The 24,526-nt window shown below is 72.2% G+C and carries 20 protein-coding genes; 11 read left to right on the top strand and 9 right to left on the bottom strand.

Annotated features, from left to right (window positions below; translation table 11 throughout):
* Positions 1-13: 13 nt before the first annotated feature.
* The 3 genes from ACO0M4_RS37505 to ACO0M4_RS37495 all read right to left on the bottom strand — a co-directional run bounded on the left by ACO0M4_RS37505 (position 14) and on the right by ACO0M4_RS37495 (position 2,247).
* Positions 14-556 carry a DUF1697 domain-containing protein gene (locus tag ACO0M4_RS37505; protein WP_430375614.1) on the bottom strand — a complete coding sequence of 181 codons (543 nt, stop codon included), beginning with the start codon at positions 554-556 and terminating at the stop codon, positions 14-16.
* Between the two features lie 120 nt (positions 557-676).
* Positions 677-1,276 (bottom strand): methylated-DNA--[protein]-cysteine S-methyltransferase, encoded by a 600-nt coding sequence (locus tag ACO0M4_RS37500; RefSeq protein WP_430375613.1) that lies wholly within the window; start codon positions 1,274-1,276, stop codon positions 677-679.
* 89 nt (positions 1,277-1,365) lie between these two features.
* The gene (locus tag ACO0M4_RS37495; protein WP_430375612.1) at positions 1,366-2,247 is read right to left on the bottom strand and encodes a glycerophosphodiester phosphodiesterase; all 882 of its coding nucleotides are present in this window, start codon (positions 2,245-2,247) and stop codon (positions 1,366-1,368) included.
* Positions 2,248-2,744: 497 nt separating this feature from the next.
* On the opposite strand from ACO0M4_RS37495, the gene uvrB reads away from it, so the two are divergent.
* The 4 genes from uvrB to ACO0M4_RS37475 all read left to right on the top strand — a co-directional run bounded on the left by uvrB (position 2,745) and on the right by ACO0M4_RS37475 (position 8,913).
* Positions 2,745-4,901: an excinuclease ABC subunit UvrB gene (uvrB, locus tag ACO0M4_RS37490; RefSeq protein ID WP_430375611.1), complete on the top strand. Its 2,157-nt coding sequence runs from the start codon at positions 2,745-2,747 to the stop codon at positions 4,899-4,901.
* Positions 4,902-5,075: 174 nt separating this feature from the next.
* Positions 5,076-5,654 carry a TerD family protein gene (locus tag ACO0M4_RS37485; RefSeq protein WP_430375610.1) on the top strand — a complete coding sequence of 193 codons (579 nt, stop codon included), beginning with the start codon at positions 5,076-5,078 and terminating at the stop codon, positions 5,652-5,654.
* 77 nt (positions 5,655-5,731) lie between these two features.
* Positions 5,732-7,750: a TerD family protein gene (locus ACO0M4_RS37480; RefSeq protein WP_430375609.1), complete on the top strand. Its 2,019-nt coding sequence runs from the start codon at positions 5,732-5,734 to the stop codon at positions 7,748-7,750.
* A 161-nt stretch (positions 7,751-7,911) separates the two neighbouring features.
* Positions 7,912-8,913: a TerC family protein gene (locus ACO0M4_RS37475; protein ID WP_430375608.1), complete on the top strand. Its 1,002-nt coding sequence runs from the start codon at positions 7,912-7,914 to the stop codon at positions 8,911-8,913.
* 73 nt (positions 8,914-8,986) lie between these two features.
* Here the strand turns inward: ACO0M4_RS37475 and ACO0M4_RS37470 are convergent, their stop codons facing one another.
* The 3 genes from ACO0M4_RS37470 to ACO0M4_RS37460 all read right to left on the bottom strand — a co-directional run bounded on the left by ACO0M4_RS37470 (position 8,987) and on the right by ACO0M4_RS37460 (position 12,159).
* Entirely contained in the window at positions 8,987-9,643 is a 657-nt protein-coding gene (locus tag ACO0M4_RS37470; RefSeq protein ID WP_430375607.1) for an MBL fold metallo-hydrolase, read from the bottom strand.
* Between the two features lie 10 nt (positions 9,644-9,653).
* Positions 9,654-10,388, bottom strand: coding sequence for a maleylpyruvate isomerase family mycothiol-dependent enzyme (locus tag ACO0M4_RS37465; RefSeq protein ID WP_430375606.1), 735 nt, complete (start codon positions 10,386-10,388; stop codon positions 9,654-9,656).
* 217 nt (positions 10,389-10,605) lie between these two features.
* Positions 10,606-12,159, bottom strand: coding sequence for an FAD-dependent monooxygenase (locus ACO0M4_RS37460; RefSeq protein WP_430375605.1), 1,554 nt, complete (start codon positions 12,157-12,159; stop codon positions 10,606-10,608).
* Between the two features lie 65 nt (positions 12,160-12,224).
* Between ACO0M4_RS37460 and ACO0M4_RS37455 the strand changes: the two genes are divergently transcribed.
* The gene (locus ACO0M4_RS37455; RefSeq protein ID WP_430375604.1) at positions 12,225-12,956 is read left to right on the top strand and encodes a TetR/AcrR family transcriptional regulator; all 732 of its coding nucleotides are present in this window, start codon (positions 12,225-12,227) and stop codon (positions 12,954-12,956) included.
* Between the two features lie 272 nt (positions 12,957-13,228).
* Positions 13,229-16,330 carry an excinuclease ABC subunit UvrA gene (gene uvrA / locus ACO0M4_RS37450; protein WP_430375603.1) on the top strand — a complete coding sequence of 1,034 codons (3,102 nt, stop codon included), beginning with the start codon at positions 13,229-13,231 and terminating at the stop codon, positions 16,328-16,330.
* Between the two features lie 267 nt (positions 16,331-16,597).
* On the opposite strand, the gene ACO0M4_RS37445 is transcribed toward uvrA, so the two are convergent.
* Together ACO0M4_RS37445 and ACO0M4_RS37440 are read right to left on the bottom strand one after the other, a co-directional pair.
* Positions 16,598-17,572, bottom strand: a complete 975-nt coding sequence (locus ACO0M4_RS37445) for a carbohydrate kinase family protein (RefSeq protein ID WP_430375602.1) — start codon at positions 17,570-17,572, stop codon at positions 16,598-16,600.
* A 112-nt stretch (positions 17,573-17,684) separates the two neighbouring features.
* On the bottom strand, positions 17,685-18,689 hold the full coding sequence (locus ACO0M4_RS37440) for a LacI family DNA-binding transcriptional regulator (protein ID WP_430375601.1): 1,005 nt from the start codon (positions 18,687-18,689) through the stop codon (positions 17,685-17,687).
* A 197-nt stretch (positions 18,690-18,886) separates the two neighbouring features.
* On the opposite strand from ACO0M4_RS37440, the gene ACO0M4_RS37435 reads away from it, so the two are divergent.
* Genes ACO0M4_RS37435 through ACO0M4_RS37425 form a run of 3 tightly spaced genes read left to right on the top strand, consistent with a single transcriptional unit; the run spans position 18,887 to position 21,752 of the window.
* Positions 18,887-19,903 (top strand): zinc-dependent alcohol dehydrogenase family protein, encoded by a 1,017-nt coding sequence (locus tag ACO0M4_RS37435; protein WP_430375600.1) that lies wholly within the window; start codon positions 18,887-18,889, stop codon positions 19,901-19,903.
* Positions 19,904-19,908: 5 nt separating this feature from the next.
* Positions 19,909-21,324 (top strand): sugar porter family MFS transporter, encoded by a 1,416-nt coding sequence (locus tag ACO0M4_RS37430; protein WP_430375599.1) that lies wholly within the window; start codon positions 19,909-19,911, stop codon positions 21,322-21,324.
* 14 nt (positions 21,325-21,338) lie between these two features.
* Positions 21,339-21,752 carry a Rieske (2Fe-2S) protein gene (locus ACO0M4_RS37425; protein ID WP_430375598.1) on the top strand — a complete coding sequence of 138 codons (414 nt, stop codon included), beginning with the start codon at positions 21,339-21,341 and terminating at the stop codon, positions 21,750-21,752.
* Positions 21,753-21,765: 13 nt separating this feature from the next.
* On the opposite strand, the gene ACO0M4_RS37420 is transcribed toward ACO0M4_RS37425, so the two are convergent.
* Positions 21,766-22,704, bottom strand: a complete 939-nt coding sequence (locus ACO0M4_RS37420) for a hypothetical protein (protein ID WP_430375597.1) — start codon at positions 22,702-22,704, stop codon at positions 21,766-21,768.
* Between the two features lie 261 nt (positions 22,705-22,965).
* On the opposite strand from ACO0M4_RS37420, the gene ACO0M4_RS37415 reads away from it, so the two are divergent.
* Together ACO0M4_RS37415 and ACO0M4_RS37410 are read left to right on the top strand one after the other, a co-directional pair.
* On the top strand, positions 22,966-23,598 hold the full coding sequence (locus tag ACO0M4_RS37415; protein ID WP_430375596.1) for a papain-like cysteine protease family protein: 633 nt from the start codon (positions 22,966-22,968) through the stop codon (positions 23,596-23,598).
* Between the two features lie 4 nt (positions 23,599-23,602).
* Entirely contained in the window at positions 23,603-24,502 is a 900-nt protein-coding gene (locus ACO0M4_RS37410) for a hypothetical protein (RefSeq protein ID WP_430375595.1), read from the top strand.
* Positions 24,503-24,526: the final 24 nt, after the last annotated feature.

Genomic DNA, 24,526 nt, shown 5'->3' with positions numbered 1-24,526 from the left:
ACTCGGCGGGAGATCAGGTGTCGGCCAGCGCCAGCAGCTTGGTGACGGTGTTCCAGTTGCGCGCGGTGGCCGTCACGCCGAGCCGGGCCCGGCCGACCGCCTCGGCGAGCTTGGAGCGCCCGATGCCCTGCGGGCACCACAGGTACAGCTCGCGGCCGATCAGCCGGAACCGGTCCGGTGCGTATGGGGCCTGGTCGAGCGCGTCCAGCCGGGCCGGGTCGGCGGGCACCTCCGACAGGAACGTCACGTGCAGGGTCTTGGGCTCCGGCACGGCCAGCGGGAACGGGTTCCCGGCGACCGTGGCGGCCAGCTCGTCCCTGGTCCGCACGACCACCGGCACCGTCAGGCCCAGGTCGGTCGCGATCCGCTCCTCGATCCGCCGGGCCGTCTCCGCCGGCGGCGTCCCTGGGTCGGCGAAGACGATGTTGCCCGTCTGCAGCAGGACGGAGACCTCCTCGAACCCCAGGGAGTGGGCCAGCTCCAGCTGGCGGGCCTTGGGGAAGGAGTTGTGGCCTCCGACGTTGATACCGCGGAGCAGGGCGATGTGACGGGACATGCGGGGCCCTTCGTGGACGGTGCCGGCCGGCGGGACGGATCCCGGCGGCGGGGGCAGGGAGCGGACGGGAAGCACCAGGTGAGCGGACGGGAAGCATTCAGGAGAGCGACCGGGCGGCGCTCAGAACAGGGGAGCGGGGAGCACGCCCTCCAGCGCCAGCAGCAGCCGCTTGGTCTCCAGACCGCCACCGAAGCCGCCGATCCCGCCGTCGCTGGCCACGACCCGGTGGCAGGGGACGACCACGGGGAGCGGATTGGAGCCCATCGCCGCGCCCACCGCCCGGGCCGCGCCCGGCTCCCCGACCCGGTCGGCCAGGTCCTGATAGCCGACCACGCTGCCGTACGGGACACCGGCGGCCAGCGCGTGCAGCACCCGGGCATTGAAGCCGCCGGACAGCGACCAGTCCAGCGGGACCGTGAAGGTCCGCAGCTCACCGGAGAAGTAGCGGGCGAGCTCGGCGGTGGCCGTCGCCAGATGAGGTATCTCCGGGAGCGGTGGCCCGCCGAAGGTGTCCTCCAGTCGGGTCAGTGCCCGCCGGGTCACCCGCTCGCCGGCGTGGAAGGCGACCTGGACCAGGCCCTCCCGCGTCGCCGCGAGCAGCAGTGGGCCGATCGGAGTCCCGATGCGCGTCCAGGCCCAGTCGCGGCGGGCCGGGCGGACCGCCTCCGGGGCGGCGCCCGGCGCCGCGGCGGGTCCTGGACCGTGCTCTGCGTTCGTCACGTGCCCCAGGGTAGGACCGGCCACTGACAACGCGGCGGGGAACGGACCCGCCGGCCGCCGCCGGCCCCGTTCCCCGCCGCGCCGGACGGTCAGTAGCCCGCGTTGGCCAGCGCCTTGCGCACCACGTCGGGCTTGTTGCTGATGACCCCGTCGACCCCCAGGCCGGCGGAGCTGACCGCGGCCTTGGCGTCGTCGACGGTCCAGATGTAGAGCTCCAGCCGCCGGTCGTGCGGGCCCCGCAGCGCGTGCACGGCGTTCACGTACGCATGGGTGACGGTGGTGTGGGGCGGATTGATCTGGTCGCAGTACGCGGCGTACTTGGGCAGGTCGGCCACCGGGGGGTTGCCGAGGAAGCCCGTTTTGACCGCCGGGTTCATGCGGTGGACCTTCTTGATCGCGTCGGCGTTGAAGCTCTGGACGATCAGACGACGCTTGAGGTGCCCGCTGTCCAGCCAGCCGTCATGGCGCAGCTCCCGGAGGGCCTGCCGCTCGATCCCGGGGTAGAGCTCGGGGTTCTTCAGCTCCATCAGCAGCCGCTGGCCGTTGTGCTCGACCTCGTCCAGGTAGTCCTCAAGGGTCGGCACCCGCTCCCCCTTGAACTTCGCGCCGAACCAGCTGCCCGCGTCGAGTTTCTCGATCTCCCGGAGCGTGAAGCCGCCGACGTTCCACGGGGAGCGGTCCGGGAAGACCTTCTTGACGTTGGTCGTTCTCGCCAGCGAGGTGTCGTGCAGGACGACCAGCTCTCCGTCCTTGGTGCGCTGGACGTCGTTCTCGACCCAGGAGACCCCGAGCCGGTGCGCCGCGTCGATCGAGGCGAGCGTGTTTTCGGGGGCGTACGCCGCGGCGCCGCGGTGGCCGACCACCACAGGGGCGTGTCCGTGGGCCGCGGCCTGGGCGCCGCTGGCGGGGAGGACGAGCGCGGACAGACCCAGGAGCGCACCGGCGAAGGCGGCGACGGGGCGAATACGCATACGGACTCCTCGTGACGTCGTGGTAGTGAGCTGACGTGAAGTGAGGTGAACGGGGCGGACGGACAGACGGAGGCTCGCAGCCGGGCCGGAGCGGGAGGCGGACATGCGGTGGCCGGGTGCTGAACGAAGAATGGCCGGTTTTCCGTGCGGAGCGTCGCAGTTGCAGGATGCCCGGAATGGCCGTGCAGCAGACATACGTCCCGACGTCATCCAACTTGCCGGAGCCGCGGCATCCGCGCATCTCGGCCGACGGTGAGTCACCCTTCGGGCAGTTGACCGTTTTTGTCGCCCGTGCCGAGGGCATACCGTTCCGGCCAGCCGCGACGCGCCCGGTCCGGCGCCGGCTCCCCGACCCGGCCGCCGTGCTCGTGCCGGCGGAGCGCCCACGGCATGGCCGGGGCCGACCGCTCGTCCCACCACTCCGGGGGTCCTCGGAAAACCGCAGGTCAGATCCGATGCGGCACCGATTGTCAGTGGCGGGTCGTACGGTGGATCCCATGCGGCCCGTTTCAAAGATCGAACGCACGGTGGCGCCCTTCGAGGTCGTCAGCTCCTACCAGCCCAACGGCGACCAGCCGGCGGCCATCGCCGAGCTGGACCGACGCATCCGCGGTGGTGAGAAGGACGTCGTCCTGCTGGGTGCGACCGGTACCGGCAAGTCGGCGACCACCGCGTGGATGATCGAGAAGCTCCAGCGCCCGACCCTGGTGATGGCGCCCAACAAGACCCTCGCGGCGCAGCTCGCCAACGAATTCCGCGAGCTGCTGCCCAACAACGCCGTCGAGTACTTCGTCTCGTACTACGACTACTACCAGCCCGAGGCGTACGTCCCGCAGTCCGATACGTACATCGAGAAGGACTCCTCCATCAACGAGGAGGTCGAACGGCTGCGCCACTCCGCGACGAACTCCCTCCTCACCCGGCGGGACGTCATCGTCGTCGCCTCGGTGTCCTGCATCTACGGCCTGGGCACGCCCCAGGAGTACGTCGACCGGATGGTGCCCCTCAGGGTCGGTGACGAGATCGACCGGGACCAGCTGCTGCGCCGCTTCGTCGAGATTCAGTACGCCCGCAACGACGTGGCGTTCACCCGGGGCACCTTCCGGGTCCGCGGCGACACCATCGAGATCTTCCCGGTCTACGAGGAGCTGGCCGTCCGGATCGAGATGTTCGGCGACGAGATCGAGGCGCTGTCCACCCTGCACCCGCTCACCGGCGAGGTGATCAGCGACGACCAGCAGCTGTACGTCTTCCCCGCCAGTCACTACGTCGCCGGCCCCGAGCGCATGGAGAAGGCCATCGCCGGGATCGAGGCCGAATTGGCGGACCGGCTCGCCACCCTGGAGAAGCAGAGCAAGCTGCTGGAGGCCCAGCGGCTGCGGATGCGCACCACCTACGACATCGAGATGATGCGGCAGATCGGCTCCTGCTCGGGCATCGAGAACTACTCGATGCACCTGGACGGCCGTGAGCCGGGCTCGGCGCCCAACACCCTCCTCGACTACTTCCCGGAAGACTTCCTGCTGGTCATCGACGAGTCGCACGTCACCGTCCCGCAGATCGGCGCCATGTACGAGGGCGACGCCTCCCGTAAGCGCACCCTCGTCGACCACGGCTTCCGGCTGCCGTCCGCGCTGGACAACCGGCCGCTGAAGTGGGAGGAGTTCCTGGGGCGGGTCGGCCAGACCGTCTACCTCTCCGCGACGCCCGGCCCGTACGAGCTGTCCCGCGGCGACGGCTTCGTGGAGCAGATCATCCGGCCGACCGGTCTGGTCGACCCGGAGGTGGTGGTCAAGCCCACCGACGGGCAGATCGACGACCTCGTGCACGAGATCCGCAAGCGCACCGAGAAGGACGAGCGCGTCCTGGTCACCACCCTCACCAAGAAGATGGCCGAGGACCTCACCGACTACTTCCTGGAGCTCGGCATCCAGGTCCGCTACCTGCACAGCGACGTGGACACCCTGCGGCGCGTGGAGCTGCTGCGCGAGCTGCGGTCGGGTGAGTTCGACGTGCTCGTCGGCATCAACCTCCTCCGGGAGGGCCTGGACCTGCCGGAGGTCTCCCTGGTGGCGATCCTGGACGCCGACAAGGAGGGCTTCCTGCGCTCCGGCACCTCGCTGATCCAGACCATCGGCCGGGCGGCTCGTAACGTCTCCGGCCAGGTGCACATGTACGCCGACAAGATCACCGCGGCGATGGAGAAGGCCATCGATGAGACCAACCGCCGCCGGGAGAAGCAGCTGGCGTACAACAAGGAGAACGGCATCGACCCGCAGCCGCTCCGCAAGAAGATCGGTGACATCGTCGCCACCCTCGCCCGCGAGGAGCTCGACACCCAGGAGCTGCTGGGCTCCGGCTACCGCAAGGGCGGCGACAAGGACGGCAAGGCCAAGGCACCGGTCCCGGCGCTCGGCGGGAAGGCCGGCAAAGCCGGCAAGGCGACCAAGGCCGCCAAGGGCAAGGGCGGCAAGGGCGGCGAGGTCCTGACGGATCGTCCCGCGGCCGAACTCGCCGAGACGATCGAAGAGCTGACGGAGCGGATGCGGGCGGCTGCCGCGGAGTTGCAGTTCGAGGTCGCCGCCCGGCTCCGGGACGAGGTCGGCGAGCTGAAGAAGGAGCTCCGGCAGATGAAGGAGGCCGGAATGAAGTAGCGGCCGGGTCCGCGGCCCACCCGCCGGGGCGACGGCGGTCGGGCCGCGGACCTGCCCGGGCGTGTTGTAGAACCGCCACAGACGGCGGGCCCGCCGCGCCCCCGCCCGCCCACGTACGTAGGGTCGGCAGGGGCCGCTCAACCGGCGGACGGGACGGCGAGGAGGGGACGGCGCGTGTCGGTCAACTTGTCCAAGGGACAGGGCATCAGCCTGCAAAAGTCCGACGGGGCGACGCTGACCGCGGTCCGGATGGGCCTGGGATGGCGGTCGGCGCCGCGCCGCGGCCTGTTCGGGCGCCGCACCCAGGAGATCGACCTGGACGCCTCGGCGCTGCTCTTCGCCGACGGCACCCCCGCCGACGTGGTCTACTTCCAGCGCCTCACCAGTGACGACGGCGCGGTCCGGCACACCGGCGACAACCGCATCGGCGGGGCCGGCCAGGGGGGTGACGACGAGGCGATCCTGGTCGACCTGGAGCGGGTGCCGGTCCATGTCGACCAGATCGTGTTCACCGTCAACTCCTTCACCGGCCAGACCTTCGCCGAGGTCCAGGACGCGTTCTGCCGACTGGTGGACGAGACCACCGGCCAGGAGCTGGCGCGCTACACCCTCGCCGGCGGCGGCGATCACACTGCGCAGGTCATGTGCAAGGTGCACCGTTCGGGCGACGGCTGGCAGTTGACCGCCATCGGCGAGCCCACCGTCGGCCGTACCTTCGAGGATCTGGTGCCGGCGATCCGGCCGTACCTGTAGGCACCGCGGCACCGACCCGCGACCGGTCGACACGCCACACACCGCACACCACCGGCACGACACACAAGGGGACGACGATGACGGCGGAGCTGGTCCGGGGGCAGAACCACCCACTGGACGGCACCCGTGTGGAGATCCGGATCGCGGCCGGCGGGCCCGTCCTGGTCGCGGTCGCGCTCGGCGACGAGCAGGGCCGGCTGCCGGGCGCCGAGGCGGTGGTCCATCCGGGCGCACCCCACCGGCCCGGCGTCGAGGTTCCCTCCGGGGCGGCCGCCGAGCAGCGCATCGCGGTCGATCTCGACGCGCTGCCCACCGCGGTGCACCAGGTGAGCGTGCTGCTGGCGCTGCCGGGCGGGCCCGGCGCGCCGGGTGGCTTCGGCCCCGCCGCCGCGCCCTCGGTCGCCGTGACGCGCGTCGACGGCACCCCGCTCGTCGCCTACCCCCTCACCGGCCTGGGCCCGGAGTCCGCGCTGGTCGCCGTCGAGCTCTACCGCCGGCAGGGCGCCTGGCGGATCCGCGCCGTGGGCCAGGGGTACGCCGGCGGACTGGCGGAGCTGCTGCGCGATCAGGGGCTGCCGCGGGCCGCGGAGCTGGCCGCGGAGATCGAAGCGGCGGCCGGCCACGACCAGGCCCCGACGGTGGCGGTGCCCGACCCGGATGCGGTGCGCCCCCCTGAGCGACCGGCGGCCGGGACCACCGCCGGCACCCCCGGCACCCCGGCGGTGGAACCCGCTCCCCAGCCCTCCGGCGACCGGGTCGACTACCGCCACCCCCGGCGGCCCACCGCCCCCGCGCCGGCTCCCGCAGCCGCCGCGGCCCCGCCCGCCCCGTCCACGCCGCCCCCGCCCCCGGCGCCCGCCGGACTGGCCGCGACCCCCGGCGACCCGGCGGGCCCGATCGCCCCGGTCGCCGGCGACGCCAACGGCTGGAGCATGGAGGAGCGGCTCTACAACCAGGTCCGTGGCATGTTCGAGGATCTGGCCCGGTCGGTCGCGGCGTACCGCAGCGCCGCCGGTTTCGCCGCCTCCCGCCTGGAGCGGGAGCTCGACGCGGCGCTCGCCGACCCCGACGCCCGCCTGGGTGGCGCTGCCGAGGCAGCCCGCGCCGCCGCCCGGGACCGACACGCCGACCTGGTCGACCGGGCCCGCGCGGTCCTCGACCGCGACCTCGCCCAGCTGACCGCCGAGTCGGAGGTGGTGGAGCCCGCGCTGCCGCTCGCCCTCGCCCGTTGGGACCACCCGGTGTGGCACGGCTACGAGGTCCCGCGGCAGCACCCGATGGCGGTGCGGCTGGGCGATCTGCACCTCCCGGAGGCCCCCGGCCTGCGCATCCCGCTGCTCGTCCGGCTCCCGCTGGAGCGCGGACTGTGGATCGACAGCGGTCCCGGACCGTATCCGCGCCCCGGACACGACCCCGAGCGGGAGTACGGCCGTCGGGAGTTGGGCAGCGCGCTCACCGCCGCGGCGCCCGACGAGGCCGCGTTGGCGCGGCTGGCCCTGGAGACCGCCGTCGCGGTCGCCGCCCGGCTGCTGGCCGCCCATCCGCCCGGCGCGTTCGCGGTCCAGGTCATCGACCCCGCCGGCGCGGCCGGACCGGCGCTCGCCCCGCTGCGGGAGAGCGGCGTGCTGCCCACGGCCCCGCCCGCCGGCGCCCGGGGCGTGGCCGCGGTGCTGGAGGCGCTGACCCGGCGGGTCGACCTCCTCCAGATGGCGGTGCGGCACCGCGCGACGGAGGCCCTGCCGCCGGAGCTGGATCCCGCCGAGCAACTGCTGATCGTCCATGACTTCCCGCACGGCTTCGACGACCGGGCCCTGAACCAGCTGCGCTATCTGGTCGACGAGGGCCCCGCGGTCGGGGTCCACCTGATGCTGGTCGCCGACCGGGACCGGGCGCGGGAGTACGGGCCGGTCCTGGATCCGCTCTGGCGCGCCCTGCTGCGGATCACCCCGGTTCCCGACGCCCACCTCGCCGATCCGTGGGTCGGGCACGCCTGGACGTACGAGCCGCCCCTCGCGCCCCGGCGCAGCGAGGTGATCCGCCGGGTCCTGGACCGGGTCGCCGATGCCCATCCGGCGGTGGACCCCGAGCGGGGCTGACCCCGGACGGCCCCGTTAGGGATTCAGTAGACCGCCCCCCACCTGCGGTTTTACCTTTTCCTTTGCCATTTCATGAACTTCCTTTACTCTTCTTTGGAGGGGTGCAGGAATCCCCGGCAGCGACGACGCTGTGTGTGCCGTACGACCATGCCGGAGGAACAGTGGACGTTTCCCTGACCCTGTGGGTGCTGACCATCCTTGGTCTGGGTGCCCTGATCGCCGTCGACTTCTTCATCGGCGGACGCAAGCCCCACGAGGTGTCCCTCAAGGAAGCCGGCATCTGGACCGGCGTCTGGATGGCGCTCGCCGTGCTGTTCGGGCTCGGCCTGCTGGCCTTCGGCGGGGGCGCGCCGGCCGGTGAGTTCTTCGCGGGCTTCATCACCGAGAAGTCCCTGAGTGTCGACAACCTCTTCGTCTTCGTCCTGATCATGGGCAAGTTCGCGGTCCCGACCATCTACCAACAGCGGGTGCTGCTGGTCGGGGTGCTCATCGCGCTGGTGCTGCGGGCCGGATTCATCGGCGCGGGCGCGGCGATCATCGCCAACTTCTCCTGGGTGTTCTACCTCTTCGGTGCGTTCCTCATCTGGACCGCGTGGAAGCTGATCCAGGAGGCGCGGGCCGGGCAGGAGGACGAGGAGTTCGAGGAGAACCGCTTCCTGAAGGCGGTCGAGCGCCGCTTCCCGTCCACCGACCGGTACCACGGCACCAAGCTGTTCATCGTCGAGAACGGCCGACGGCTGATGACCCCGATGCTGATCGTCATGCTGGCGATCGGCACCACCGACGTCCTCTTCGCCCTGGACTCGATCCCGGCGATCTTCGGCCTGACCCAGGACCCGTACATCGTCTTCACCGCCAACGCCTTCGCCCTGATGGGGCTGCGGCAGCTGTACTTCCTGATCGGCGGCCTGCTCAAGAAGCTGGTCCACCTCTCCTACGGCCTGTCGGTGATCCTCGGGTTCATCGGCGTGAAGTTGGTGCTGCACGCACTGCACGAGTCCGGGGTGGCCGTCCCGGAGATCAGCATTCCGGTTTCGCTGGGCGTGATCTGCGCGGTGCTGGCCATCACGACGGTGACCAGCCTGCGGGCCTCGCGGCGCCTGGCGGCGGCCGAGGAGCCCGCGGAGGCGCTCGACGGGGCAGGGACGCACACCCGCGGCTGAGCGCCGTGGGGAACGGCGCGGGCCCGGCGGGCGGAGGTCCGCCCGCCGGGCCCGGAGCCGGGCTTCCGGCCCGTTACCAGCCGCGCTCCCGCCACTCGGCGAGGTGCGGCCGCTCGGCGCCGAGCGTGGTGTCGGCACCGTGCCCCGGATAGACCCAGGTCTCGTCCGGCAACTGGTCGAAGAGCTTGCCCTGCACGCCGTCCACCAGGCTGGCGAACCGTTCGGCGCTGCCCCAGGTGTTGCCGACCCCGCCGGGGAAGAGGCAGTCCCCGGTGAAGACGTGCGGGTGGCCGTGCAGATCGTCGTAGACCAGCGCGATGCTGCCCGGGGTATGCCCGACCAGATGGCGCGCGGTCAGCTGGACGCGGCCGACGGTGATCGTGTCGCCGTCCTCGACCAGGACGTCGGTGGGGACGGGGATGCCCTCGGCGTCGTACCGGCCCGCGTACGTCCGCGCGCCGGTGGCGTCGACGACCTCGCGCAGCGCGCCCCAGTGGTCGCCGTGCTGGTGCGTGGTGACCACGGACGCCAGGCCGCTGTCGCCGACCAGGGTGAGGAGCGTGTGCGGATCGGCGGCCGCGTCGATCAGCAACTGCTCGTCGGTCGCACGACACCGCAGCACGTACGCGTTGTTGTCCATGGGACCGACCGCGACCTTCGAGATCATCAGGTCGGTCAGCTCGTGTACGTCGGCCGGTCCGCCGACCTTCACTGCTCCGCTGTAGGTCATGGCACCAACTCTAGAGCGGGGGGATGACCGGCAGCGCCGCGCCGTGGGTGTCCAACCGGCCGCCGTCCGCGCGCCCGGTCAGCCAGCCGACCAGGTCCTTCGGCGAGCCGCTGACCACCACGGGGGCGGCTGACGCACCGTCGGCGGACCGCCCGGTGTGCCACTGGCGGCCGTCGTCGCCGTGCAGCTCCAGCGCGGGCAGGTCCGGGTGCCCGGCGAACTTGATCCCGGTGAGGAAGTCCAACTCGCTGTCCACGAAGGCCGGCGACAGCTGCTCGACGGTGTACCCGACGCCCAGGTCGACATGGTGCAGTTCGACCTCGGCCAGCCGGCGCAGCGCGAGCCGGTCGGCCCGCTCGACGACGCCGTTGCGCATCTCGACCTCGTACGCCCGCCGGTCCGCCGGCAGGGCCTGCGCCGCCGCTCCAAAGCGGGCCGCGCTCTCCTGGAGGTCCTCCAGGTGGACCGCCAGCGGACGGTCGGCGTCCCGCTCGATGTCGCCGTCACGGACCGCGGTACTGGCGTACATCGGTGTGCGGACGCCGGTCCGTGCCCAGGTCAGGAGATTGACCAGGGCGTCGGCGTTGCGGGCCAGATGGGCCAGGACGTGGCCCCGGGTCCAACCGGGCAGCAGCGACGGCTCGCCGACCGCAGCGTCGTCGAGCTTGCCCAGGGAGACCAGCAGTCGATCGGTCGACTCGTGGACGGCGGCCGCATCGCGCGGGAAATCAGGAGGGATGGTCATGGCCCGACGCTAGCGCCGCCCGGGCGGGTCCGGGAGCCGTACGGAAGCATTCGGCGGCGCCTTCGGGGTGGTGCCGGTCGCGCGGGTGGTGCGCGCGGGCGTGACAGGGGCGGACGGGTCCGCCGCCGCTGCCACGCCGTCCGCCCGGCTCGCGCCCCGGGGGCCTGTCTGGTGGAACAGGACCGGACGGGCCCCAGGACGGGCACGAGGACGGGCCCTAGGCGGCCGGCACTACGGCGGGCGCCCCGAACCACTGGCCCAGCGCCCCGTCCAACTCCTCGTAGGCGCCGGGGGCGTCGGCCGCCCAGGCGGTGCAGCCGTCCGGGCGGAGCAGGAGGCCGGACAGGTCGGGCCGGTCCGGGCAGGTCACCGTCAGGGTCCGCACCCGGTCGCCGTAGCCGGCCGCGCGCTCGCGCAGCGCCGGGTCGTCGGCGAGGTCGAGCAACAGGCCCCGGCCGCCGTGGAGATGGTCCGCGAGCCGGTGGCCGCCGGACAGTTCCAGGTCGGGGGCGCTACGACCGATCATCGGGTGCGAACCGGGCAGGTCGTAGCGCTGCCAGACGCCGGAGATCTTCTTGACGAAGAACGTGGTGGCGTCGGGCGTCCCGGACAGTTCGTTGATCACCTGGCGCAGCGCTCCGGCGTGCGACTCCGGCCGCATCAGGGCCACTTGGGCCCGGGTCCAGTCCAGCACCCACGCGCCGATGGGGTGCCGCTCGGTGGTGTAGGTGTCGAGCAGGCCCTCCGGGGCCCAGCCGCGCACCGTGGCGGCCAGCTTCCAGCCGAGGTTCATCGCGTCGCCGATCCCGAGGTTGAGCCCCTGGCCGCCGAACGGCGAGTGCACATGGGCCGCGTCCCCGGCCAGCAGCACCCGGCCGTGGCGGTACGAGGACGCCTGCCGGGCGTTGTCGGTGAAGCGGGTCGCCGAGACCACCTTGGTGACCGTGACGTCAGGGACGCCGGAGACCCGTCGCAGCGCGGTCTGCAACTCCTCGGCGGTGATCGGGGCTTCGCGGTCCGCGGGCGGTCCGTCGAACTCCACGGTGAGGATCCGGCCGGGCATTGGCCCGTGGACGTACGTCCCGGTGGCGGTCCAGTTCCAGCCGGCGCCCAGGTCGTCGGCGCCGGTCATCTCCACCATGGCCTGGTGGCCGGTGATCGACGGGGCGGTCCCGGGGAACGGGATGCCGGCGAGCCGGCGCACCGTGCTGCGGCCGCCGTCGCAGCCCACCAGCCAGCCGGCGCGCAGCGACCCGTGCGAGGTGTGGACGTGCACCCCCTCGTCATCGGCGTCGAAGCCGGTGAGGGTCACTCCGCGGCGCAGGGTCACGCCCAGCTCGACGGCGCGTTCGGCGAGGATCCGCTCCAGGGCCTCCTGGGGGACCAGGCCGACCTCGCCGGCCGGGCCGCGGCCGGCGAAGTCCGGATCCGACTCGTCGAGCAGGTCACCGCGGAGCATGATGCCCGCGAAGTGCCCGGCGAACCGCGGCGCCGGCACCGTGACCGAGGCGCCGGCCGCCTGCCGCTGCTGGGTGAACGAGCCGAACTGCGCCAGGCTGGCGTTCTGCACCTCCCTCAGCGGTGGCAACAGCCCGCGCCGGTAGAAGGCCTCCGCGCTGGGGGTGTTGATGGCCCCCGCCTTGATCGTGGTGTCCACCTCGGTCAGTCGCTCCAGGACGACGACCGGGACATCCGCCAGTGCCAATTCGCAGGCGAGCATCAGCCCCACCGGGCCGCCCCCTGCCACTACTACGTCTGCGTCGCGCTTCATGAGGCATGAGTGTAGTCACTAAAAATTTGTTTCCGCTACAATTTTTTTCGACGGAAGGAGAGACGGTGGCGGAGAAGAAGTCCACGGGAGAGCGGGGGCGGACCGCGGAGCGGCAGGCGGTCGGGGGTGTCGATGACGATGCGCACCTGGATCCGCACCTGAGTCTGCGCGAGCGCAAGAAGCGCCTCACCCGGCAGCGGATCTCCGGGGAGGCGACGCTGCTGTTCCTTGAGCGCGGCTTCGACAACGTGGCCGTCGCCGAGGTCGCCCGCGCCGCCGAGGTGTCCACGATGACGGTCTTCAACTACTTCCCGCGCAAGGAGGACCTCTTCCTCGACCGGATCCCCGAGGCGGTGGAGCTGATCGTCGGCGCGGTGCGGGGACGCGGTGCGGACGAGACGCCGCTCGCCGCGCTGCGCCGGCTGGCGCTGGACCTGCTGGCGCAGCGGCATCCACTGGGCGGGCCGGGGGAGGGGTTCGAGCACTTCTTCCGCACCGTCCTGCAGGCGCCGTCGCTGCGGGCGCGGGTGCGCGAGGCGGTCGAGGAGGTCGAGGCCGCACTGGCCGGGGCGCTCGCCGAGGCGGCCGGTGGCGATCCCGCACGGCCCGATCGGGACGCCCGGCTGGCCGCGGCGCTGATCATCGCGGGCTGGCGGACGCTCTACGTGGAGGCCGTCGTCCGACAATTGGAGGGTGACCCCGTGGACGAGGTGGCCGTTGACCACGAAGCAGTGATCCGGCACACGTTCGACGTGCTGACGCGGGCGCTGTCGGACGGCGGGCTGGAGCGGGTCTGATTGCGGGGGTGCTGCCCGCCGGACGGCGTAACGGCTGGTCATCGCGGTGGGAAGGTTGTGGGGTCGCCACACGTTTGGGTGAAGAGGGCTTGCGAGGCCCGTAAATCGAATGCACGTGCTATAGGCTCGTGTATGGCATCCCAACGACACTGCCGCGACGGCCCCCATACCCTTGGTCGGGGGCCCGCTCCGCTCCGCCGCCTCTGCTCGCTCACCGCGCGGTGGACGCAGCCCGCGGCTTCCGCCCCTCTCCAAGAAAGGTGCCGACCGGCGTGGCCGACCGTCTCATCGTCCGTGGCGCTCGCGAGCACAACCTCCGCAACGTCTCGCTCGACCTCCCCCGCGACTCCCTCATCGTCTTCACGGGGCTCTCCGGGTCGGGCAAGTCCTCGCTCGCCTTCGACACGATCTTCGCCGAGGGGCAGCGGCGCTATGTCGAGTCGCTCTCCTCATACGCCCGGCAGTTCCTCGGGCAGATGGACAAGCCCGATGTGGACTTCATCGAGGGCCTGTCCCCCGCGGTCTCGATCGACCAGAAGTCGACCTCGCGCAACCCGCGCTCGACGGTCGGCACGATCACCGAGGTCTACGACTACCTCCGGCTGCTCTTCGCCCGGATCGGCAAACCGCACTGCCCTGAGTGCGGGCGGCCGATCGCCCGGCAGTCGCCCCAGGCCATTGTCGACAAGGTCCTGGAGCTCCCCGAGGGCAGCCGCTTCCAGGTGCTCTCGCCGCTGGTGCGCGAGCGCAAGGGCGAGTTCGTCGACCTCTTCTCCGACCTCCAGACCAAGGGCTACAGCCGCGCCCGGGTCGACGGGGAGACCATCCAGCTCACCGAACCGCCGCAGCTGAAGAAGCAGGAGAAGCACACCATCGAGGTGGTCATCGACCGCCTCACGGTCAAGGAGAGCGCCAAGCGCCGACTGACCGACTCCGTCGAGACCGCCCTCGGGCTCTCCGGCGGCATGGTCATCCTCGACTTCGTCGACCTCGACGCCGACGACCCGCAGCGCGAGCGGATGTACTCCGAGCACCTCTACTGCGCCTACGACGACCTCTCCTTCGAGGAGCTGGAGCCCCGCTCCTTCTCCTTCAACTCGCCCTTCGGCGCCTGCCCGGACTGCACCGGCATCGGCACCCGCATGGAGGTCGACCCGGAGCTGATCATCCCGGACGAGGAGCGCTCCCTCGACGAGGGCGCCATCCACCCCTGGTCCGGCGGCCACACCAAGGACTACTTCGGCCGCCTGGTCGGCGCGCTCGCCGACGCCCTCGGCTTCCGTACGGACATCCCCTGGGCCGGACTGCCGCAGCGCGCCAAGAAGGCCCTGCTCCACGGCCACAAGACCCAGATCGAGGTCCGCTACCGCAACCGCTACGGCCGCCAGCGTGCCTACACCACCGCCTTCGAGGGCGCGGTGCCGTTCGTCAAGCGGCGGCACAGCGAAGCGGAGAGCGACAGCAGCCGGGAGCGCTTCGAGGGCTACATGCGCGAGGTGCCCTGCCCGACCTGTGAGGGCACCAGGCTCAAGCCGATCGTGCTCGCCGTCACGGTCCAGGAGAAGTCGATCGCCGAGGTCGCGGCCATGTCGATCAGCGACTGCGCCGACTTCCTGCGCACGATGACGCTCAACGCCCGCGAGAAGACCATCGCCGAGCGGGTCCTCAAGGAGGTCAACGAGCGGCTGAAGTTCCTGGTCGACGTCGGCCTGGACTACCTCTCGCTGAACCGCGCGGCCGGCACCCTCTCCGGCGGCGAGGCCCAGCGCATCCGCCTCGCCACCCAGATCGGCTCCGGCCTGGTGGGCGTGCTCTACGTCCTCGACGAGCCGTCGATCGGCCTGCACCAGCGCGACAACCACCGGCTGATCGAGACCCTGGTGCGGCTGCGCGACATGGGCAACACCCTGATCGTGGTGGAGCACGACGAGGACACCATCAAGGTCGCGGACTGGGTCGTCGACATCGGCCCGGGCGCCGGCGAGCACGGCGGCAAGGTCGTCCACAGCGGCCCGATGAAGCAGCTGCTGGCCAACAAGGACTCGATCACCGGCCAGTACCTCGCCGGCAAGAAGGCCATCGCGACGCCCGACGTCCGCCGCGCCACCGACCCGGCCCGACAGCTGACGGTCCACGGCGCGAAGGAGAACAACCTCCGCGACATCGACGTCTCCTTCCCGCTCGGAGTGCTCTCCGCCGTCACCGGCGTCTCCGGCTCCGGCAAGTCGACGCTGGTCAACGACATCCTCTACACCCACCTCGCCCGCGAGCTGAACGGCGCCAAGTCGGTCCCCGGCCGGCACACCCGGGTCGCCGGCGACGACCTCGTCGACAAGGTGGTGCACGTCGACCAGTCGCCGATCGGCCGGACCCCGCGCTCCAACCCGGCCACCTACACCGGCGTCTTCGACCACGTCCGCAAGCTCTTCGCGGAGACGATGGAGGCCAAGGTCCGCGGCTATCTGCCCGGCCGCTTCTCCTTCAACGTCAAGGGCGGTCGCTGCGAGAACTGCTCCGGCGACGGCACCATCAAGATCGAGATGAACTTCCTGCCGGATGTGTACGTGCCGTGCGAGGTCTGCCACGGTGCGCGCTACAACCGCGAGACGCTGGAGGTCCACTACAAGGGCAAGTCCATCGCCGAGGTGCTGGACATGCCGATCGAGGAGGCGTTGAGCTTCTTCGAGGCGGTGCCGACCATCGCCCGCCACCTCAAGACGCTCAACGAGGTCGGCCTCGGCTACGTCCGGCTCGGCCAGTCCGCGCCGACCCTCTCCGGCGGTGAGGCGCAGCGGGTCAAGCTGGCCAGCGAGCTCCAGAAGCGCTCCACCGGCAGCACCGTCTACGTCCTCGACGAGCCCACCACCGGTCTGCACTTCGAGGACATCAGCAAGCTCATCAAGGTGCTGTCCGGCCTGGTCGACAAGGGCAACACGGTGATCGTCATCGAGCACAACCTCGATGTGATCAAGACCGCGGACTGGGTCATCGACATGGGCCCCGAGGGTGGCAACGGCGGCGGCCTGGTCGTCGCCGAGGGCACCCCGGAGCAGGTCGCGGCGATCCCGGCCAGCCACACCGGCAAGTTCCTCCGGGACATCCTCGGCGACCGGGTCAGCGATGCGGCGCTGGTCAACGGCGCGCCCCGGAAGCCGGCCGCCCGGAAGACCGCGGCGAAGAAGGCGGTGGCCGCCGACGCGGGCGGGAAGACGACGGTGACCGCCTCGACCGCGGCGAAGAAGACCGCCGCCAAGAAGAGCACCGCCGCCTCCACCGCCAAGAAGGCCCCGGCGAAGAAGGCCGTCGCCAAGAAGACGGCGGCCAAGACGACGGCCGCCAAGAAGACGACGACGCGGGCCCGTCGGACCTCCTGACGCCGCACCGCCGCACGGAACAGCGGGGGCAGAGCCTCTTCCCGGGGCTCCGCCCCCGCTGTGCTACTCCGGGCAGGGCCAGACCCGAGCCCTCCGCCCGTCGCGGCCTCGGGGACGTCGCCCGCCGCTCCCCGCTCAAGCCCGCCAACCGCAACGGCCTGGGCCGCCGCACCTTGGCGCTGATGGCTGTGCCATGGTTCCCCGAGACCGGGTCAGGTCGGGTCAGACCGGGTCAGGCCGGGTCGGGCCGGCAGTCCGGTCGGCCCCTCAGGCCGCCAGTTCCGCGGCGTACGGCGGCTCCGCGCCCGCCCGGGAGCAGGTGACGGCCGCCGCCCGGGCGGCGAAGCGGAGGATGTCCTCCCAGTCGCCGTCGGCGAGCGCCCCGACCGCCGCGTACGACAGCGCGCCATGGACGTCCAACCGGTGCAGCAGCGCCGCGTTGACGGTGTCGCCCGCGCCGATGGTGTCGACGACGGTGACCCGCTCGCCGGGCACCGTCAGCTCGCCGCCGCCGCGCGTCACCACCGTCAGCCCGTCGCCGCCGTGGGTGAGCACGATCGCCGCCGGCCCGGCGGCCAGCCACTCCCGGGCCGCCGCGAGGACCGTCGCCCGGTCGGCCCCCGGCGCGCCCGGCTGCCCGACGCCCGCCCCGGCCAGCCACAGCGCGTCCTCCTCGGACAGCTTCAGCAGCGCCAGGTCCGGCAGCCAGGAGCGGAACCGCGCCCGGTAGGCGTCCGGGTCGGGGATCAGCCCGGGGCGGATGTTGGGGTCGAGCGCGGTGAACACCCCGCGCCGGGCCTCCCGGCGCAACAGCGCCTCGTACGCCCCGGCGCCCGGTTCCAGCACCAGCGAGCAGGTGCCCAGGGAGAGCGCCCGCACCGTGTCGGGCAGCGCCGGGGGCAGCGTGAAGAGCCGGTCGGCGGTGCCCTCCACGTAGAAGCCGTAGCCGGCCGAGCCGTCCGGGCTGATGTCCGCCACCGCCAGGGTCGTCGGCTCCGGGCCGCGCTGCACCAGTGAGGTGTCCACTCCGCCGTCGCGCAGACCGCGCAGCAGCGACGCGCCGAAGGTGTCGGTCGAGACCCGGGAACAGAACGCGGTGGGTGCGCCCAGCCGCCCGAGCGCCACCGCGGTGTTGTAGGGCCCGCCGCCGCGCCGCGGCAGCAGCGCCGGCAACGGGCCGTCGGGGGACGGCTGCTGACTGGGGACGAGGTCGATCAGCGCCTCGCCGGCGACGACGATCACGGGGGCGGGTCCTTTCCTGCAGTGGCCGGGGTCGGCCGGGGCGTGGCGAGCGAGGGCCCGTCCGGGCCCCGGGGCCGTCCGGCGGGCCAGGTGCCCGGCCGCCGGACGGCCGCTAAGCGGTCTCGGGACAGCCGCACGAGGTGCGGTGCACGAAGGTGCAGGGCAGTCGGACGGTGCGGGGCGGCCGGCCCGGATCGTCCAGCCGCTCCAGCAGCAGCCGGACCGCCGCAGTGCCCAGTTCCTTGCTGGGCTGGGCGATCGCGGTCAGCCGCGGGGTGAAGAGGTCCGCCCAGGAGAAGTCGTCGAAGCAGGCCAGGGCGATGTCCCGGGGCACCTCCAGGCCCAGGCCGCGCAGGGCCTGGAGCGCGCCGATGGTCATCGCGTTGTTGGCGGTGATGATCGCGGTGGGCGGCTCCGGCGCGGCGAGCAGGTGGCGGGTGGCGTCCTGGGCGCCCTCGGCCTCGGAGTTGCCACCGGCCAACAGCTCGGGCGCGAAGGGCAGTTCGCGGGCGCGCAGTCCCGCGCGGTAGCCCTCGACCCGTTCGGTGGTGGTGCTGAGCCCGGGCAGGCCCGCCACCAGGCCGATCCGGGTGTGCCCCAGGTCGGCAAGGTGCTCGACGAGTTGGCGGACCGGCCCGGTGCTCTCCGCGCAGACCTGGTCGAAGCCGTCGCCGACCAGCCGGTCGAGGAAGACTGTGGGCACCTGACGCTGCATCACATATGTGGTCATCTCGGCCGGCTCCGCGGAGGGCGCGACGATCATGCCGTCCACCCGCCGCTCGTGCAGCAGTTGGACGACCTTGCGCTCGTGTCGGGGGTCGTCGTGCGGGTCGGCGATCAGCAGGCTGTATCCGGCCTCCAGGGCGCCGGCCTCGACGCCCTGGAGGATCTCGGTGAAGTACGGGTTGCTGATCGCCGAGACCGCCAGGCCGATGGAGCGGGTGCGGGAGGTGACCAGGGAACGGGCGAGGGTGTTGTGGGTGTAGCCGAGCTCCTCGATGGCGGCCAGCACCGCGGCCCGGGTGTCCGGGCGCACCGGTCGGGTGTCGTTCACCACGTGCGAGACCGTGGCGACGGAGACGCCCGCGCGCCGTGCCACATCCACCATCGTCGTCATCCGGCTCTTTCCTCCCCGATGCCCCGGCGCACCGTGCTCCGGCTCCCGGCGGACGGCCTCCGTGCCCGTCCTTCGCAGTCCATCACAGTACGTCCGCGCAGGACCATACGTAAACGCTTGCGTAAGCGTTTACGTCCTGGTGGTTCTTCTGTAGTGTCCCCGCCATCGAACCCGCACGACGTCGTGAGGAGGCGCCGATGCGCGCTCTCGTGGTCACCGCACCGGGCCCCCGGGGCACCACCGCTGTCACCGAACTCCCCGATCCCCGCCCGGAGCCCGACGAGGTGGTCGTGCGCGTCACCTCCTGCGGGCTGTGCGGCACCGACATGCACATCCTCGGCGGTGAACTGCCGGTGGTCGGCTACCCGCTGGTCCCCGGGCACGAACTGACCGGCGAGATCGTCGCGGTGGGCGGAGCGGTGCGGGACCGGGCGGTCGGCGAGCGGGTCGCGGTCGACCCCAACATGCCGTGCGGCGCCTGCCACTACTGCCGGATCGGCCGCGCCAACCTCTGCGAGGACTACAGCGCGATCGGCGTCACCAGGGCCGGCGGCTTCGCCGAACTGGTCGCCGTGCCGGCCCGTTGCGCCTACGTCCTGCCGGCGCACCTCTCGGAGGCCGCCGCCGGACTCGCCGAGCCGCTGTCCTGTGCGGTGCACGGACTCAACCGGCTGCCGCGCCGCCCCGGTGAGCACTACCTGATCTACGGGGCGGGCACCATGGGCCTGCTGATGGCCGCGCTGGTGCGGACCGCGGGGGCCGCCTCGGTCTCCGTCGTGGACCTCAACGAGGAGCGGCTGGCGTTCGCCCGGTCCTTCGGTGTGGACGCGGCGGTGACGCACGCCGACGCCCTCGACCGGGCGCCCGGCTTCGAGGTGGTGATCGACGCGACCGGGGTGATCGCGGCCATCGAGGACGGTCTGGGCCGGGTGCGCCGCGGCGGGACGTTCCTCCAGTTCGGCGTCGCCGACCCGGCCCGCGCGGCGTCCTTCGCGCCGTACCGCGTCTACAGCCAGGAGATCGACATCATCGGCTCGATGGCGGTGCACAACAGCTTCCAGCCGGCCATCGACCTGCTCGCCGCCGGCCTCGGCGGAGTCCCCGTCGACTCGCTGGTCTCCGACGTCTACGGCCTGGACGGTTTCGACGAGGCGGTGGCCCGCTTCCAGACCGGCACCGGCCGCAAGATCCACATCGCTCCGCAGAAGGGTTGAGCGCCGTGCCCGCATCCGTCAAGAACGCCATGATCTGGGTCTTCGGCGCCCTCGGGGGCATCCTCTGGGGCTACGACACCGGCGTCATCTCCGGCGCCATGCTCTTCCTCAAGCGCGATATCGCGCTCACCCCGCTCCTGGAGGGCCTGGTCGTCTCCGGCCTCCTCGTAGGAGCGATGCTCGGCGCCGGCCTCTCCGGGCGGCTCTCCGACTCGTGGGGGCGCCGCCGGTTGATCCTGGCCGCCTCCGTGGTCTTCATCCTGGGCACCCTCGGCGCGGCCGGTGCGCCCGGAGCCGTCCCGCTGATCGCGTTCCGCTTCGTGATCGGCGTGGGCGTCGGCATCGCCTCCGTGGTCGTCCCGCTCTACCTCACCGAACTCGCGCCCAAGCACCTGCGGGGCGGGCTGACCTCACTGATGCAACTGCTGGTGACCGTCGGCATCTTCGTCGCCTACGTCACCGACTACCTCCTCGCCGACGCAGGTGCCTGGCGCTGGATGATCGGCCTGGGCGTGGTTCCGGCCGCGGTGCTGGCGCTGGGCATCATCACCCAGCCGGAGAGCCCGCGCTGGCTGGTGGGCAAGGGTCGGGGCGCGGAGGCCCGGGCGGTGCTGACCCGGCTGCGCGGGGACGCCGCGGCGGCGGGGGAGGAGCTGGCCGAGATCGAGCGGGCCGAGCGCGCCGAACGGGAGGCGAGCGAGCCGCTGAGCCTGCGGCGGCTGCTGTCGCCGCAGCTGCGGCCGGCCTTCACCGTCGGGATGCTGCTGGTGCTCTTCCAGAACTTCGTCGGGATCAACACGATCATCTACTACGCACCGACCCTGCTCACCGACATCGGCTTCGGCTCGGGCGGCGCCATCCTGGCCAACGTCGGCATCGGCCTGCTCAACATGCTGATGACGCTGCCGGCGATGCGGCTGATCGACCGCAGGGGCCGCAAGCCGCTGCTGCGGACCGGGGCGCTGGGCATGTGCGCGGCGATGGTGGTGCTGGCCGTCACCAACCTCTCCGGGCTCGGCTACGGCGCGCTGCTGTCCACCCTCACCCTGCTCGGGATCGCGCTCTACATCGCCTCGTTCGCGGTCTCCTGGGGGCCGGTGCAGTGGGTGATGCTGCCGGAACTGTTCCCGATGCGGATCCGGGCCGCCGCGGTCAGCCTGTGCGTGCTCTTCAACTGGCTGTTCAACATGATCGTGGCGCTGCTCTTCCCCTCCCTGCTGCACGCCTGGGGTGCCGGGATCAACTTCTGTTTCTTCGCCGGGACGACGCTGCTGGCGTTCGTCTTCGTCCAGCGGCTGCTGCCGGAGACCAAGGGTCGCAGCCTGGAGGAGATCGAGGCGGAGCTGCTGCGGGGCGGGGTGGACCGCCCGTCGCGCGAGCGGACCGCCCCGGTATCGTCGGGGGCCGACGCCGCCCACTGACCTGGAGGTCCCCCATGAGTGCGTCCCCGGACCGTCGGACCGTGCTGCGCGGGACCGCGCTCGCCGGCATCGCCTGCTTCGGCGCCGCGGGCTGCGCCGCGGGGGGGCAGGGATCGGGCGCCCGGCCGTCCTCGGACGCGCCGGTGGAGCTGGGCCCGGCCGCGGAGGTGCCGGTCGGCGGCGCCAAGCTCTACGCCGCGCAGCGGCTGCTGGTCTCGCAGCCCACCAAGGGCGAATTCAAGTGCTTCAGCAGTGTGTGCACGCACATGGGCGGGACCCTGAACAAGATCGAGAAGGGGCAGGCCGTCTGCCCGCTGCACGGCAGCCACTTCGAGGTGGCCACCGGCAAGGTCGCCCAGGGGCCGGCGTCCAGCCCCCTGGAGGAGGTCCCGGTCAAGGTCAAGGGCGGCAAGCTGATGGCGGGCTGAGCCGCCGCCCGGCTCACCCCCAGTCCCAGGCGATCCCCAGGATCCCCTGCCGCACCCCCTGCTCCACCACGTGCACCGCGTGGTGCTGCCCGCTCAGTGTCAGCTCCTGCTGGCCGGTGCGCGGTGCGCCGGCCGACGCTTGGGTGAAGCGGCGGCAGCGCACCGGTAGCGCCACCTCGTCGAACCGCACCTGGAGGACGTACTGTCCGCCGGCGAAGCTGAACCCGCGCACGTACTCGGAACTGGGGCCGCCGCTGCCGTCCTCGAAGGCGTAGCCGAAGACGTGGGTGTCGCCGGCCCGCAGCCGGGCGTCGAAGAGCAGCTCGGCGACGACCACGCCGTTCGCCGCGTCCCCGCGCACCCGTCCCAGCCGGCAGTTCTCCGTGGCCCGCACCCGTACCCGGGACGGGTCGCAGCCGGCGTCGCCCCGGTGGATGGCGACATAGCGGTCCACCCCGTCCCGGTGGGCGCGCACCACCTGGAGCGACTCCCGTTCGCTCAGTTCGCGCCGCGGCCCGATCCGCACCCACTCGTGGTGGCCGACCGTGTGCAGCCCGCCGTCCACCGGGGTCTCCAGCTCGGCGAAGAGCTGCTGGAGGCAGTCGGCCGGGGCGACCAGGGAGCGGTAGGAACGGGCCGGCGGCCGCTCGGTCTCCGGGCGGTTGCCGCCCTCCGGCACCAGGAGCCGGTGCAGCGACCGGTCGGGCAGCCCGAGGACGTCCTCCAGGGCGCGGACCGCGCGCAGTGACTCGGGGCGCTGTGGGCGCCGGGCCCCCTGCTGCCAGTAGCTCAGGCTGGTGACCCCGATGGTGATGCCGCGCTGGGCGAGTTTGTGCTGGACGCGGGTGAGTGCCAGCCCGCGTGCGGTGAGTGCGCCGCGCAGGGCGAGGTGGAACGGGCCGGTCCGCAAGAGCTGCGCCAACTCGGCCGAAACTGGAAGGTTTTGTGTCATATCGGGAGCGTTCTGTGCCATTGCCTCAATCCTCCGGCGCGCGACGTGAACATTCACAACCGGGACGCACGGCGCGCGCTCTCCCTGCCTCGTCACTGCAGGACGCCGGGCGTCGGCCGTTCACTTCCGGGCCCGTTCGTCCACACCCCCATGTCACCTCGCATTGAAGCGTGTTGACCTGCCTGCGACAACACCCGATGCTCCTCAACAGCATCCGGATGCGCTCCTCTCCCCCCTCACCCGTTGACCGGGAGGAACGCCATGTCCCAACCCCTTCACGCCCGCCGTCGGCGCGGTAGATGGCTGTCGGCAGCCGTGCTCACCGCGGTGGCGCTGACCACGCTCCCGGGGACCGCCAACGCCGCCCCACCGGCCACCGGCGAAGCCCCGCGGACCGTCAGTGCCGCCCCACAGGCCGCCAACCGCCTGGACATCACCATGCAGGCCCAGGAGAACACCAACTGGTGCTGGGCCGCATCGGGCAACACCATCGCTACCTGGTACGGCAGGACGTACAGCCAGAACCAGTTCTGCAACGCCGCCTTCAACCGCCAGCAGGGCTCCACCTGCCCCAACAACCAGGCCACGCTGGGCAATGTGCAGAACGCACTCGACTGGATGGGGATCAATTCTGGCTCATATGTGACCGGTTGGCTCCGCTACGGCACGGTCCAGAGCGAGATCAACGCCAAGCGTCCCATCGAGACCCGCATCCAGTGGTCGTCCGGCGGTGGCCACATGCACGTCATCTACGGCTACGACGCCTCCCGGAACTGGGTGTACTGGGGCGACCCCTGGGCCACCAACAACCGTTACAACTGGGGCGACTTCGACAACTACGTGAACGGCAGCTCCTTCTCTTGGACGCACTCCCTCTACCGGATAGGGGCCTGAGGCCATGACGAAGCGCACCGTCGCCCGCGCCGCAGCCACGGGCACGCTCGCCGCCGCCTTCCTCGGCCTGGCCCCGCTCACCGCGTCGGCCGCCGACGTGCCCGTGCCGCAGGCCCCGCCGCGCCCCGCCGTCACCGCCGCCCGTGACGTGGCCACCTCCGCCGCGACCGTGGACACCCTGAGCCGCTTCTTCGCCGCCGCACCGGCCAAGGACGGCGCCCGCGCCGAAGGCGGAGCAGGTCTCGCCGCCCCGGCCCCGACCGCCCCGCGCATCGAGGGCGCCACCGTGCCCGTCTACGTCCTGTCGCCCGACTTCGTCCGCGGCAAGGCCGGGGCCCCCGTCGCCCGGGTGGAGTTCATGGCCAGCAAGGCGGTCGCCGCCGACGGCCGCACGGCCTCCGTATGGACCGCCAAGAAGGGCTCCGCCTGGAAGGTCGTCAACATCGCCAGCGGCGACGACGAGACCCGCTACGCCGCGGCCGGGGCCGCGCAGGGTGCCGGAACGGTTTTCCACGAGCCGCAGATCGACGCCTGGTACGTCCAGCGCGGCGACCGCATCGAGCCCCTGGACGACGCGGCCCGCAAGGCCGTGGGCGCACACGGCACCACCGTCGCCGCCTACCAGAAGCGGGTCACCGAGGCGTACGGCGACAAGCTCCCCGGCTCCGCGTACGACAAGCGCGGCGAGGCGGGCGGCTTCGGCCCCAACGAGGCACCGGCCGCCGACACCGGCCGCGCGCCGCAGCCGCTCGCGGCCTCCGCGGTGGACACCGGGGACCCCGGGGGCCCCGGGGATCCGACGAACGGCGCGGTGACCGCCGCGTCGACCGTGGCGGGCGGCGCCGCCCTGCTCGCCCTGGGCCTGTCGGTCGCGGCGGCGGTGCGCCGGCGGCGCAGCCGCTGACCGGACACCGCACCACCGCACCAC

It is taken from the genome of Streptomyces sp. RGM 3693, from assembly GCF_050471125.1.
In the GTDB taxonomy this organism is placed as follows: Bacteria; Actinomycetota; Actinomycetes; order Streptomycetales; family Streptomycetaceae; genus Streptomyces.
The sequence above is the reverse complement of the archived record's forward strand: the minus strand, read 5'-3'. Positions and strand labels throughout refer to the sequence as shown.